Raw genomic sequence first — 12,822 nt, forward strand, 5'->3', positions numbered from 1 at the left:
GCAGGCTCACTCCTACAGGTTGACCTGCATATAGCCTGAAAAGTAGTTTCGTTTCCATGACTGCCAAGACACCCCCCGCCTACATCGGCCGCTTCGCCCCAACCCCCAGTGGCCACTTGCACTTCGGTTCGCTGGTTGCCGCCCTCGCCTCGTATCTCGACGCCCGTTCGGTCGGCGGTCGCTGGCTGGTGCGCATGGAAGATCTCGATCCGCCCCGCGAAGAACCCGGTGCGCAGACGGCGATCCTCAAGGCGCTGGAAAGCTACGGCTTTGAATGGGACGGCGAGATGGTGCGCCAGAGCGATCGGCACGATGCCTACGCCGAAGTGCTCAATAGCCTGTTCAATCACGGTCTGGCGTACGCCTGCACCTGTTCGCGTAAACAGCTCGAACCTTACAACGGCATCTATCCGGGCCTGTGCCGCAATGCCGGCCACGACCAGCAGAATGCGGCCATCCGCCTGCGTGTGCCTGAACTGGAATATCACTTCATCGACCGCGTCCAGGGCGAGTACCGCCAGCATCTGGGGCGCGACGTCGGCGATTTCGTGATCCGTCGCCGCGACGGCCTCTACGCCTACCAATTGGCCGTGGTGCTCGACGATGCCTGGCAAGGTATCACCGACATCGTCCGCGGTGCCGACCTGCTCGACTCGACACCGCGCCAGCTCTATCTGCAGGAATTGCTGGGAATGCGCCAGCCGCGTTACTTGCACCTGCCGCTGATTACCCAACCGGACGGCAACAAGCTCGGCAAGTCCTACCGCTCGCCGCCGCTTGAAGCGGATCAAGCCACGCCATTGTTACTGCGAGCCCTGCGCGCCTTGGGGCAAAACCCCGGCGCCGAACTGGCCCACGCTTCGCCGCAAGAGTTACTCAAGTGGGGCAGCGCACACTGGGATGCCAGCAAGATCCCGCGCACACTGACCCTGCCCGAGGCGCAACTGCTATGACGACACTTGCAGTCGTGCGCCCATCCGTTACCATCGCCGCACGTTTTCGGGCACGCGCATAAAAAAGAGAGGCCGGGATGTACATCTATCGCTTGGTCCTGCTTTTAGTCGTGGGGATCTATCTGTTTTCCCCCGCCATCATGGATTGGTGGATCGACGCTACGGGCGCCTGGTATCGCCCCTATCTGCTTTGGCTGATCCTGATTGTCGTGACCTTCATCCTGCAGAGCCAAAAAGATGCCGATGAGCTTTAGCCTGACCCAGATGATCCTGATCAGCGCCGCGTACCTGGCGGTGCTGTTCGGCGTTGCCTGGATCAGCGAACGGGGCATGATCCCGCGCGCGATCATTCGCCACCCGTTGACCTACACCTTGTCGCTGGGGGTTTACGCCAGTGCGTGGGCGTTCTACGGCACGGTCGGCCTGGCTTATCAGTATGGCTACGGCTTTCTGTCCAGTTACCTCGGGGTATCCGGCGCATTTCTGCTGGCGCCAGTGCTGCTCTATCCGATTCTGAAGATCACCCGCACTTATCAATTATCGTCGCTGGCCGATCTGTTCGCGTTTCGCTTTCGCAGCACCTGGGCCGGCGCGCTGACCACGATCTTTATGTTGATCGGCGTGCTGCCCTTGCTGGCGCTGCAGATTCAGGCCGTGGCCGACTCCATTGGCATCCTCACCGGCGAACCGATCCAGAGCCGCGTCGCGCTGGCGTTTTGTGCGCTGATCATTCTGTTCACGATTTTCTTCGGCTCCCGGCATATCGCTACGCGCGAGAAGCACGAAGGTTTGGTGTTCGCGATAGCCTTTGAGTCGGTGATCAAACTGATCGCCCTCGGCGGCGTCGGTCTGTATGCGCTGTACGGTGTGTTCGACGGCCCGCAACAACTGGAACTGTGGCTGCTGCAAAACCAGACCGCCCTCGCCGCGCTGCACACGCCATTGCAGGAAGGCCCGTGGCGTACGTTGTTGCTGGTGTTTTTCGCCTCGGCAATCGTGATGCCGCACATGTATCACATGACTTTTACCGAGAACCTCAATCCGCGCTCACTGGTCAGTGCGAGCTGGGGTTTACCGCTGTTCCTGCTGCTGATGAGCCTGGCGGTGCCGCTGATCCTTTGGGCCGGCCTGAAACTCGGCGCCACGACCAATCCGGAATACTTCACTCTCGGCATCGGCATAGCCGCCAACAGCAAACCGCTGGCATTGCTCGCCTATGTCGGCGGTCTGTCGGCGGCCAGCGGATTGATCATTGTGACCACGCTCGCGCTGTCGGGCATGGCACTGAACCACTTGGTGTTACCGCTCTATCAGCCGCCGGCCGAAGGCAATATCTACCGCTGGTTGAAGTGGACTCGCCGGGCGCTGATCGTCGCGATCATCATGGCCGGTTTCGGTTTCTACCTGATGCTCGGCGCCGAGCAGGATCTGGCCAACCTCGGTATCGTCGCGTTTGTCGCGACCCTGCAATTCCTGCCCGGCGTGTTGTCGGTGCTGTACTGGCCGACCGCCAACCGTCGGGGTTTTATCGCCGGTCTGCTGGCAGGGATTCTGGTTTGGGTGGTGACGATGTTGTTGCCGCTGGTCGGCAATCTGCAGGGCTTCTACATCCCGCTGCTGAACATGATTTACGTGCTCGACGACACCAGTTGGCACATGGCAGCCATCGCCTCGCTCGCCGCCAACGTATTAATGTTCACCCTGATCTCGCTGTTCACCAACGCCAGCCCCGAAGAAGCCAGCGCCGCCGAAGCCTGCGCTGTGGATAACGTCCGTCGCCCGCAACGGCGTGAGCTGCACGCGGCCTCGCCACAGGAATTCGCCACACAACTGGCGAAACCGTTAGGCGCCAAGGCTGCGCAGAAAGAAGTCGAGCAGGCCCTGCGCGATCTTTATTTGCCATTCGACGAACGCCGCCCGTACGCCTTGCGCCGTTTGCGCGATCGCATCGAAGCCAACCTCTCCGGCCTGATGGGCCCGAGCGTGGCGCAGGACATGGTGGAAACCTTCCTGCCTTATAAGGCCGGCGGCGAAAACTATGTGACCGAAGACATCCACTTCATCGAAAGCCGCCTCGAGGATTACCACTCGCGCCTCACCGGTTTGGCTGCCGAGCTCGATGCGCTGCGCCGATACCACCGCCAGACCTTGCAGGAACTGCCGATGGGCGTCTGCTCGCTGGCCAAGGATCAAGAGATCCTGATGTGGAACAAGGCCATGGAAGAACTCACCGGGATCGCCGCACAACGCGTGGTCGGTTCACGTCTGAGCACCATTGGTGAGCCGTGGAAAGAATTGCTGCAGGGTTTCATCAACCTGCCCGACGAGCATTTGCACAAACAGCATCTGGCCCTCGACGGTCAGACTCGCTGGCTGAACCTGCACAAAGCGGCGATCGATGAGCCGTTGGCACCGGGTAACAGCGGACTGGTGTTACTGGTCGAAGATTTGACCGAAACGCAGATGCTCGAAGACAAACTGGTGCACTCCGAGCGCCTGGCCAGCATTGGTCGCCTGGCGGCCGGTGTGGCCCACGAAATCGGCAACCCGATCACCGGCATCGCTTGTCTGGCGCAAAACCTGCGCGAAGAACGCGAAGACGACGGCGAACTGACGGAAATCAGCGGGCAGATTCTCGAACAGACCAAACGCGTCTCGCGCATCGTGCAGTCGCTGATGAGCTTCGCCCACGCCGGCAGCCATCAGCACAGCGACGAGCCCGTTTGTCTGGCCGAAGTCGCCCAGGATGCAATTGGCCTGCTGGCGCTGAACCGACGCAATTTCGAAGTGCAGTTCTACAACCTGTGCGATCCCGATCACTGGGTCGAAGGCGATCCGCAGCGACTCGCCCAGGTCTTGATCAATCTGCTCTCCAACGCCCGCGACGCCTCGCCGCCGCACAGCGCGGTACGGGTCAAGAGCGAAGCCGGCGAACACACGGTCGATCTGATCGTCGAAGACGAAGGCAGCGGTATTCCGAAGAACATCATGGATAGATTGTTCGAACCCTTCTTCACCACCAAGGATCCTGGCGAAGGCACCGGTCTGGGCCTTGCACTGGTCTATTCCATCGTTGAAGAGCATTATGGACAAATCACCATCGACAGCCCGGCTGATGTACAAAGCCAACGCGGCACCCGTATCCGGGTGACCTTACCGCGTCATGTCGAAGCGACGTCCGCTGTGAACTGAGACCGTCGAGAGTATCGAATCAATGCCGCACATTTTGATCGTCGAAGACGAAACAATTATCCGCTCCGCCTTGCGCCGCCTGCTGGAACGCAACCAGTATCAGGTCAGCGAAGCCGGTTCAGTGCAGGAAGCACAAGAACGCTTCACCATTCCTACGTTCGATCTGATCGTCAGCGATCTGCGTCTGCCGGGCGCGCCGGGCACCGAGCTGATCAAGCTCGGCCAGGGCACACCGGTGCTGATCATGACCAGTTACGCCAGCCTGCGCTCGGCGGTTGACTCGATGAAGATGGGCGCGGTGGACTACATCGCCAAGCCTTTCGACCACGACGAAATGCTCCAGGCTGTCGCGCGGATCCTGCGTGATCGCCAATCGGCCCCTGCTGCCGGCGAGCCCGTTGCCGTGAAAACGACCAACGGCAGCGGCAAATCCGCGGTCGACAACAGCAACGGCGAGATCGGCATCATCGGCTCCTGCCCGCCGATGCAGGATCTGTACAGCAAGATCCGCAAGGTCGCGCCGACCGATTCCAATGTGTTGATCCAGGGCGAATCCGGCACCGGTAAAGAACTGGTGGCCCGCGCCCTGCACAACCTGTCGAAACGTGCCAAGGCACCGATGATTTCGGTGAACTGCGCGGCCATTCCGGAAAGCCTGATCGAGTCCGAATTGTTCGGCCACGAAAAAGGCGCGTTCACTGGCGCCAGCGCCGGGCGTGCCGGTCTGGTCGAAGCGGCGGACGGCGGCACGTTGTTCCTCGACGAAATCGGCGAACTGCCGCTGGAAGCTCAGGCTCGCCTGCTGCGTGTGTTGCAGGAAGGTGAAATTCGCCGTGTTGGCTCGGTGCAGTCGCAGAAGGTCGATGTACGCCTGATCGCGGCCACTCACCGGGATCTCAAGAGTCTGGCGAAAATCGGCCAGTTCCGCGAAGACCTTTATTACCGCCTGCACGTGATCGCCCTGAAATTGCCGGCCCTGCGTGAGCGCGGCGCCGACGTCAACGAAATCGCCAACGCCTTCCTTGCTCGCCAGAGTGCGCGCATCAACCGTACCGACCTGAAGTTTGCCGCGGATGCCGAACAGGCCATTCGTCACTACTCCTGGCCGGGTAACGTGCGAGAGCTGGAGAACGCAGTCGAGCGCGCAGTGATTCTGAGCGAAAGCCCGGAAATCTCGGCCGACCTGCTGGGCATCGACATCGAGCTGAGCGATCTGGAAGACGACGAGTTCATCGGCCTGCCGCCACAAACGGCGGGTAACGCCAGCAACAGCAGCCATGAGCCGACCGAAGACCTGTCGCTGGAAGACTACTTCCAGCACTTCGTCCTCGAGCATCAGGACCATATGACCGAGACCGAACTGGCGCGCAAACTGGGCGTCAGCCGTAAATGCCTGTGGGAACGCCGTCAGCGTCTGGGCATTCCACGGCGCAAGACCGGGGTCGCCAGCGAGAGCTGAACGTTACCTGTCGAGTGTGCGGGTAACGCTTGAGGATGTGAAAAAACTGTTACCTCAGTCCTTTCACGTAACAGAAGCCGGGGTTATCGGTAACGAAACCCCGGCTTTTTTTCGCCCCGACAAAACGGTTATATCGACCTAACCCCTTGTTTTATTGGGTTTCGCAAAAGTTGGCACGCCCCCTGCTATATGTTTAGTACAAGAACAATAACAAGCAATGCACAAGACAATAAAAATAAGACGAATCGACTCACGCACAATAAAAACAAGACGGCGAGAGGCGCAGCTAACTGATTCTTTTGGAGAGGCGTTGTATTTGGGGCTTGCCCCACGACCAGGCCGAGAACAATAAAAACTGTCCTAAGACAGAGCCTGTACTGGTTGGATCGAGAGATCACTGCAATTCAGCGACCAAAGCAATCCGTTTGCTCTTGGCTCCCGATTGGGAGGGTCACGAAGGAAACACTTCGTGGCGAGGGCACTCAACAAAAACAAGAAGCCCGAATCAATAATAAAAAGAGCACGCAACTACTTCTTGGGGAGCTTCGGCTCCCCTTGTAGTTTCTCCCCCCCGGCAAAATCCTCCATTTTTATCGCCCGCGATGCCTGTAGCCTGCGGCTTGCAGCTCAAATCGGCCGTGTCCTACACCATCCCCCGACTAAATGCTAGAATCTGCGCCCATCATGCGGTCATTCTTTGGTATGGCCGAACATTCCTTCAAACAGTGCATCCCATGCTGAAGAAGTTGTTCCAGTCATTCCGAACTCCCGTGCGTCGTACGCAACACATCCGCAGCACCCCTGAAGTGCTCAACAGCGGTCAACATTCGCTGCAGAAAACGCAGTTCAGCCGCTATGCGGTGAATATCGTCGAACGCCTGCAAGGTGCCGGTTACCAGGCTTATCTGGTCGGCGGTTGCGTGCGTGACATGCTGCTGGGCATCACGCCCAAGGATTTCGACGTCGCCACCAGCGCCACCCCCGAGCAAGTCCGTGCCGAATTCCGCAATGCGCGGATCATCGGTCGCCGCTTCAAACTGGTGCATATCCATTTCGGTCGCGAAATCATTGAAGTCGCGACTTTCCGCGCCAATCACCCGGTCAACGAAGACGACGAAGACAGCAACCAGTCTTCGCGTAATGAGAGCGGGCGGATTCTGCGCGACAACGTTTACGGCACCCTGGAAGAAGACGCGCAACGCCGCGACTTCACCATCAATGCCCTGTATTACGATCCGGTCAGCGAGCGCATTCTCGACTACGCCAACGGCGTACACGACATCCGCAATCACCTGATCCGTCTGATCGGCGATCCGAAGCAGCGCTACCAGGAAGACCCGGTGCGTATGCTGCGTGCCGTGCGTTTTGCCGCCAAGCTCAACTTCGGCATCGAGAAGCACACCGTGCAGCCGATCCGTGAACTGGCACCGATGCTGCGCGAGATCCCCTCGGCACGCCTGTTCGAAGAAGTGCTCAAGCTATTCCTCTCGGGCCACGGCGCGATCACCTTCGAAATGCTGGTCGATCTGCAACTGTTCGCCCCGCTGTTCCCGGCCAGTGCCGATGCGCTGGAACACAACCCGGAATACACTCACACGCTGATCAGCGAAGCGCTGACCAACACCGACCTGCGCATCAAGCAGAACAAACCGGTAACCCCGGCGTTCCTGTTTGCCGCGCTGCTGTGGCCTGCCCTGCCGGCCCGCGTGCTGCGCCTGCAAGAACGTGGCATGCCGCCGATTCCGGCGATGCAGGAAGGCGCCCACGAGTTGATCGCCGAACAGTGCCAGCGCATCGCGATTCCGAAACGTTTCACCATGCCGATCCGCGAGATCTGGGACATGCAGGAACGCCTGCCACGTCGCAGCGGCAAACGTGCCGATCTGTTGCTGGACAACCCGCGCTTCCGCGCTGGCTACGACTTCCTGCTGCTGCGTGAAAGCGCGGGCGAGGAGACCGATGGCCTGGGCGAGTGGTGGACCGACTATCAGGACGCCAACGACAGCGAGCGCCGCGACATGATTCGCGACCTCAGCGGTAAAGGTGATGACGCCAGCGGTGCTCCGCGCAAACGTCGCCGCAGCAGCGGTTCCAAACGCAAACGCGCCGGCGCACCGAGCGCCTCGACCGGCGAGTAAAGGCATGGAACGCATCTACGTCGGCATGGGCAGCAACCTCGCTGACCCGGCCGAACAGTTGCGCAGCGCCGTTGAGGCGCTGGGGCAATTGCCGCAGACCCTGCTCGCTGGCGTTTCTGCCTTTTATCAAAGCGATTCATTGCTGCCGGGCCAACCGCGATATACCAACGCGGTAGCAGCGCTCGACAGCTCACTTGCACCACTGGAACTGCTCGACGCCTTGCAAGCTATCGAGAACGATCAGGGCCGTGAACGTCTGGAACGTTGGGGCCCACGCACACTGGATCTGGACATTCTGCTGTTCGGTGATCGACTGATCGACGAACCGCGCCTGAAAATCCCGCATTACCAGATTCAGGAACGCGCGTTCGTGCTCTATCCCCTCGCTGAACTGGCCCCACAAGATTTGCGTCTTGCCGATGGCCGCAGCCTGTCCGATCTGCTCACCGCCTGCCCGTTCGTCGGCCTGGAACGCCTCTCGACAGATTGATTGCAATCCCCTGTGGGAGCGAGCCTGCTCGCGAAAGCGGTGTGTCATTCAACACTGTGTTGACTGATTCGCCGCCTTCGCGAGCAGGCTCGCTCCCACATTGGTTTATTCCACACCCAGGATTTTTGTCGGACAAAAAATCGCCGAATCAGCCCTGCCGCGCCGCTGAATCGCATCAGTAACGCCGGTAACACTCCCCTCGTAACAACGCGGTAACACACGCAATTGACTTCCTGTTGGCTCATCACGACTATAGGCGTCCCGCTGCCGCCAACCCGGCACATACGGGCGCAATCCAGGCCTTATAAGCACGACAAAAGAGCGTGCGCCTGAGTAGATGACGAATCACGCGCGTTACTCGCAGTAGTTTCCAGAGCGCCTGAACGAGGATTTTTTACATGCCAGCCATCACCCTGACCACGCTCCAGAGCCTCAAGCAGAAAGGTGAAAAGATCACCATGCTGACCTGCTATGACGCGACCTTCGCCCACGCCTGCAACGAGGCCGGTGTCGAAGTGCTGCTGGTGGGCGACTCCCTCGGCATGGTCCTGCAAGGTCACGACAGCACCCTGCCGGTGACCACCGCAGAAATGGCCTACCACACCGCGTGCGTCAAACGCGGCAACACTGATGCCCTGATCCTCGCCGACCTGCCGTTCATGGCCAACGCCACCCTTGAACAAACCATGACTAACAGCGCCATGCTGATGCAGGCTGGTGCGCACATGATCAAGGTGGAAGGTCAGTTGTGGCTGGCCGAGTCGATCCGTCTGCTTGCCGAGCGCGGTGTACCGGTTTGCGCGCACATGGGGCTGACCCCACAAGCGGTGAACATTCTCGGCGGCTATAAAGTGCAGGGTCGCAACGAAAACCAGGCGCGGCAGATGCGTGCTGATGCGATTTCGCTGGAACAGGCCGGCGCGGCGATGCTGCTGCTCGAATGCGTACCGAGCGAACTGGCCGCTGAAATCAGCCAGGCCGTGAAGATTCCGGTGATCGGCATCGGCGCCGGTAACGCCACCGACGGCCAGGTTCTGGTACTGCACGACATGCTCGGCCTGTCGATCACTGGCCGTGTGCCAAAATTCGTCAAGAACTTCATGCACGGTCAGGACAGCATTCAGTCCGCGCTGAAGGCTTACGTCAGTGAAGTCAAAGCCACCACGTTCCCTGGCATCGAACACGGATTCTCTGCATGAACACCGTTAAAACCGTACGCGAACTGCGCGCCGCCGTAGCCCGCGCCCGCAGCGAAGGCAAGCGCATCGGCTTCGTGCCGACCATGGGCAACCTGCACAGCGGTCACGTTGCACTGATCACCAAAGCCACCCAACGTGTGGACTTCGTGGTCGCGAGCATTTTCGTCAACCCGCTGCAGTTCGGCGCCGGCGAAGACCTCGATAAGTACCCGCGCACGTTGGCAGCGGACCAGGAAAAACTGCTCGAAGCCGGTTGTTCCCTGCTCTTCGCTCCGACTGTCGAGGAAATGTACCCCGACGGCATGGCCGGACAGACTCGGGTCAGCGTGCCGCAATTGTCCGAAGGCCTGTGCGGCGCCAGCCGTCCGGGGCACTTTGAAGGCGTGGCGACCGTGGTCAGCAAGCTGTTCAACATGGTCCAGCCGGATCTGGCGATTTTCGGTCAAAAGGACTACCAGCAACTGGCGGTGATCCGTGCGCTGGTGCATGACCTGAACATGCCGATCCAGATCATTGGCGAGCCGACCGTGCGCGCCGCCGATGGCTTGGCGTTATCGTCGCGCAACGGTTTCCTCAGCGAAGAACAACGCGCGGTGGCGCCGGTGGTTTATCGCAGCCTCAGCAACATTGCCGAGTCGATCAAGCAAGGTGAACGCGACTTCCCGGCGCTGATCGCTGCCCAGTTGCAGCAGCTTGAAGCCGCAGGTCTGCGCCCGGACTACCTGGAAATCCGCCACGCCTTGACCTTGCGCCAGGCAACGGCAGAAGACCGTGACCTGGTGATTCTGGTGGCCGCGTTCCTCGGCACCACGCGGTTGATCGATAACCTGCACCTGAATCTCGATACCCCGGTTTAAAGACACCGCAATACCCCCTGTAGGAGTGAGCCTGCTCGCGATAGCGGTGTGTCAGTCAGCATTAGTGTTGAATGACACACCGCTATCGCGAGCAGGCTCACTCCTACAGGGGTTTTCAGTGTTCTGAAATTTGCATTTCAAGCCTTATTGCCGCCCTCAAAGCCTTCGGGCACACTGCCCGCCGTTCGATTCCAACCCGGGAAAAACCCTCATGCACGCGATCATGCTCAAGGCCAAACTGCACCGCGCCGAAGTCACTCATGCGGTGCTCGATTACGAAGGTTCGTGCGCCATCGATGGCGAGTGGCTGGACTTGTCCGGCATTCGTGAATACGAGCAGATCCAGATTTATAACGTCGACAACGGCGAGCGTTTCACCACCTATGCGATTCGTGGCGAAGAAGGCTCGCGGATGATCTCGGTCAATGGCGCCGCTGCGCACAAGGCCAAGGTCGGCGACCGCGTAATCATTTGTGCCTACGCCCATTACAGCGAAGCGGAGCTGGTCAATTTCAAGCCGCGCATGCTCTACATGGCGCCGGGCAATGAACTGAGCCACACCAGCAACGCCATCCCGGTTCAGCTCGCCTGATCCCGATTTCGCCCCGCCCCCTCCGTTTGTCGGCCAGTTCCCGGTCTCGATGTTAAAAAAGTACAGGGATCTGGTCAGACAAAGTCAAGACAGAACGCAGCGCGAGGTTTACTGTATTCGCCCTGTGTCCGGAAATCGTGTCGACGCAGTTGATCCCATGCCCAAACATGGCGTGCCGGGTCTGTTCAGTGTTCAAAGGCCGTTCAAGTAAAAAGGAAAACCGCAGCGATGGCGTATTACCTCACTCCTCAAGACGTTACCGCTCTGCCCGCCTGGCAAGCGTTGAAAGACCACCGCCAAGCCATGCAGGATTTCAGCATGCGCGAAGCCTTCAACGCCGATCCGCAGCGCTTCAATCAGTTCACCCTCAGCAGCTGTGGACTGTTTCTCGATTATTCGAAGAATTTGATCAACGCCCAGACCCGCAACCTGCTGGTCGGTCTGGCCAATGAAGTCGATCTCAAAGGCGCCATCAAAGCGCTGTTTGAAGGCGAAATCGTCAACACTTCCGAAGGCCGCCCGGCGCTGCACACCGCCCTGCGTCGCCCGGTGGGCGACAAGCTGTCGGTCAATGGCGTCAACGTGATGCCGGAAGTCCACAAGGTTTTGAACCAGATCACCGATCTGGTCGGCCGCATTCACGACGGTCTGTGGCGTGGTTATACCGAGAAGCCGATCACCGACGTGGTCAACATTGGTATCGGTGGCTCGTTCCTCGGCCCTGAGCTGGTGTCCGAAGCGCTGCTGTCCTACGCGCAGAAAGGCGTGCGTTGCCATTATCTGGCGAACATCGATGGCAGCGAATTCCACGAGCTGACGCAGAAACTGCGCGCCGAGACCACACTGTTCATTGTTTCGTCGAAGTCGTTCAACACCCTCGAAACCCTGAAGAACGCTCAGGCCGCACGTGCCTGGTACCTGGCGCAGGGCGGTTCGGAAGCCGAGCTGTATCGCCACTTCATCGCCGTATCGAGCAACAACGCAGCGGCCGTTGCGTTCGGTATCCGCGAAGAAAACATCTTCCCGATGTGGGATTGGGTCGGCGGTCGTTATTCGCTGTGGTCGGCCATCGGTTTGCCGATTGCCCTGGCCATCGGCATGTCCAACTTCAAGGAACTGCTGTCCGGTGCCTACACCATGGACCAGCATTTCCAGACCGCGCCGTTCGAACAGAACATGCCGGTGCTGCTGGCCCTGCTCGGTGTGTGGTACGGCAACTTCTGGGGCGCGCAAAGCCACGCGATCCTGCCGTACGACCATTACCTGCGCAACATCACCAAGCACTTGCAACAACTGGACATGGAATCCAACGGCAAGAGCGTGCGTCAGGATGGCACGCCGGTGTCGACCGATACCGGTCCGGTGATCTGGGGCGGCGTCGGCTGCAACGGTCAGCACGCTTACCACCAGTTGCTGCATCAAGGTTCGCAGTTGATCCCGGCCGATTTCATCGTGCCGATCGTCAGCTTCAACCCGGTTTCCGACCACCATCAGTGGCTGTACGCCAACTGCCTGTCGCAGAGCCAGGCGCTGATGCTCGGCAAAACCCTGGCGGAAGCCGAGCAAGAACTGCGCGACAAGGGCATGAGCGAAGAAGAAGTGCACAAACTCGCACCGCACAAGGTGATCCCGGGCAACCGTCCGAGCAACACCATTGTGGTTGAACGCATCAGCCCGCGCCGTCTCGGCGCACTGGTGGCGATGTATGAACACAAAGTGTTCGTGCAAAGCGTGGTCTGGGGCATCAACGCCTTTGACCAGTGGGGCGTTGAGTTGGGCAAGGAATTGGGTAAAGGCGTTTACAACCGTCTGGTCGGCAGCGATGAAACCACTGCTGATGATCCGTCTACCCAAGGCCTGATCAACTACTTCCGCGGTCGTCACCGCGGTTGATGTGAATGGGTTGCCCACAATTCCAGTGGGCAACCTATTTCCAATGTGG

The 12,822-nt window shown here is 59.5% G+C and carries 10 protein-coding genes; all 10 read left to right on the top strand.

What is annotated here, in order from left to right:
• The first annotated feature begins 56 nt into the window (after nucleotides 1-56).
• The 10 genes from gluQRS to pgi all read left to right on the top strand — a co-directional run bounded on the left by gluQRS (nucleotide 57) and on the right by pgi (nucleotide 12,773).
• On the top strand, nucleotides 57-953 hold the full coding sequence (gene gluQRS / locus AB4N44_RS12740; RefSeq protein WP_150751684.1) for a tRNA glutamyl-Q(34) synthetase GluQRS: 897 nt from the start codon (nucleotides 57-59) through the stop codon (nucleotides 951-953).
• Nucleotides 954-1,030: 77 nt separating this feature from the next.
• A complete protein-coding gene (locus tag AB4N44_RS12745) occupies nucleotides 1,031-1,207 on the top strand; it encodes a hypothetical protein (protein ID WP_003176118.1) in 177 nt (58 codons plus the stop codon).
• The gene (locus tag AB4N44_RS12750; RefSeq protein WP_162483053.1) at nucleotides 1,191-4,145 is read left to right on the top strand and encodes a sensor histidine kinase; all 2,955 of its coding nucleotides are present in this window, start codon (nucleotides 1,191-1,193) and stop codon (nucleotides 4,143-4,145) included. The genes AB4N44_RS12745 and AB4N44_RS12750 overlap by 17 nt, the downstream gene beginning before the upstream one ends.
• A gap of 22 nt (nucleotides 4,146-4,167) precedes the next feature.
• Complete coding sequence (locus tag AB4N44_RS12755) at nucleotides 4,168-5,604, top strand: sigma-54-dependent transcriptional regulator (RefSeq protein WP_127929802.1); 1,437 nt, start codon at nucleotides 4,168-4,170, stop codon at nucleotides 5,602-5,604.
• A gap of 734 nt (nucleotides 5,605-6,338) precedes the next feature.
• Nucleotides 6,339-7,742, top strand: coding sequence for a polynucleotide adenylyltransferase PcnB (locus AB4N44_RS12760; protein WP_038369032.1), 1,404 nt, complete (start codon nucleotides 6,339-6,341; stop codon nucleotides 7,740-7,742).
• 4 nt (nucleotides 7,743-7,746) lie between these two features.
• Nucleotides 7,747-8,232, top strand: a complete 486-nt coding sequence (folK, locus tag AB4N44_RS12765) for a 2-amino-4-hydroxy-6-hydroxymethyldihydropteridine diphosphokinase (protein WP_150774954.1) — start codon at nucleotides 7,747-7,749, stop codon at nucleotides 8,230-8,232.
• Nucleotides 8,233-8,630: 398 nt separating this feature from the next.
• Entirely contained in the window at nucleotides 8,631-9,431 is an 801-nt protein-coding gene (gene panB / locus AB4N44_RS12770) for a 3-methyl-2-oxobutanoate hydroxymethyltransferase (protein WP_122599704.1), read from the top strand.
• The gene (gene panC / locus AB4N44_RS12775; RefSeq protein ID WP_460108763.1) at nucleotides 9,428-10,288 is read left to right on the top strand and encodes a pantoate--beta-alanine ligase; all 861 of its coding nucleotides are present in this window, start codon (nucleotides 9,428-9,430) and stop codon (nucleotides 10,286-10,288) included. The genes panB and panC overlap by 4 nt, the downstream gene beginning before the upstream one ends.
• 211 nt (nucleotides 10,289-10,499) lie before the next feature.
• A complete protein-coding gene (gene panD / locus AB4N44_RS12780) occupies nucleotides 10,500-10,880 on the top strand; it encodes an aspartate 1-decarboxylase (RefSeq protein ID WP_003205654.1) in 381 nt (126 codons plus the stop codon).
• A 228-nt stretch (nucleotides 10,881-11,108) separates the two neighbouring features.
• Nucleotides 11,109-12,773, top strand: coding sequence for a glucose-6-phosphate isomerase (gene pgi, locus AB4N44_RS12785; RefSeq protein WP_150751688.1), 1,665 nt, complete (start codon nucleotides 11,109-11,111; stop codon nucleotides 12,771-12,773).
• Nucleotides 12,774-12,822 lie beyond the last annotated feature (49 nt).

This window comes from Pseudomonas sp. S3_C06, assembly GCF_054667675.1.

What these genes read in the sequence shown, in the direction of transcription:
- gluQRS (WP_150751684.1), top strand. Translation starts at nt 57, where the DNA reads ATGACTGCCAAGACACCCCCCGCCTACATCGGCCGCTTCGCCCCAACC.
- AB4N44_RS12745 (WP_003176118.1), top strand. Translation starts at nt 1,031, where the DNA reads ATGTACATCTATCGCTTGGTCCTGCTTTTAGTCGTGGGGATCTATCTG.
- AB4N44_RS12750 (WP_162483053.1), top strand. Translation starts at nt 1,191, where the DNA reads ATGCCGATGAGCTTTAGCCTGACCCAGATGATCCTGATCAGCGCCGCG.
- AB4N44_RS12755 (WP_127929802.1), top strand. Translation starts at nt 4,168, where the DNA reads ATGCCGCACATTTTGATCGTCGAAGACGAAACAATTATCCGCTCCGCC.
- AB4N44_RS12760 (WP_038369032.1), top strand. Translation starts at nt 6,339, where the DNA reads ATGCTGAAGAAGTTGTTCCAGTCATTCCGAACTCCCGTGCGTCGTACG.
- folK (WP_150774954.1), top strand. Translation starts at nt 7,747, where the DNA reads ATGGAACGCATCTACGTCGGCATGGGCAGCAACCTCGCTGACCCGGCC.
- panB (WP_122599704.1), top strand. Translation starts at nt 8,631, where the DNA reads ATGCCAGCCATCACCCTGACCACGCTCCAGAGCCTCAAGCAGAAAGGT.
- panC (WP_460108763.1), top strand. Translation starts at nt 9,428, where the DNA reads ATGAACACCGTTAAAACCGTACGCGAACTGCGCGCCGCCGTAGCCCGC.
- panD (WP_003205654.1), top strand. Translation starts at nt 10,500, where the DNA reads ATGCACGCGATCATGCTCAAGGCCAAACTGCACCGCGCCGAAGTCACT.
- pgi (WP_150751688.1), top strand. Translation starts at nt 11,109, where the DNA reads ATGGCGTATTACCTCACTCCTCAAGACGTTACCGCTCTGCCCGCCTGG.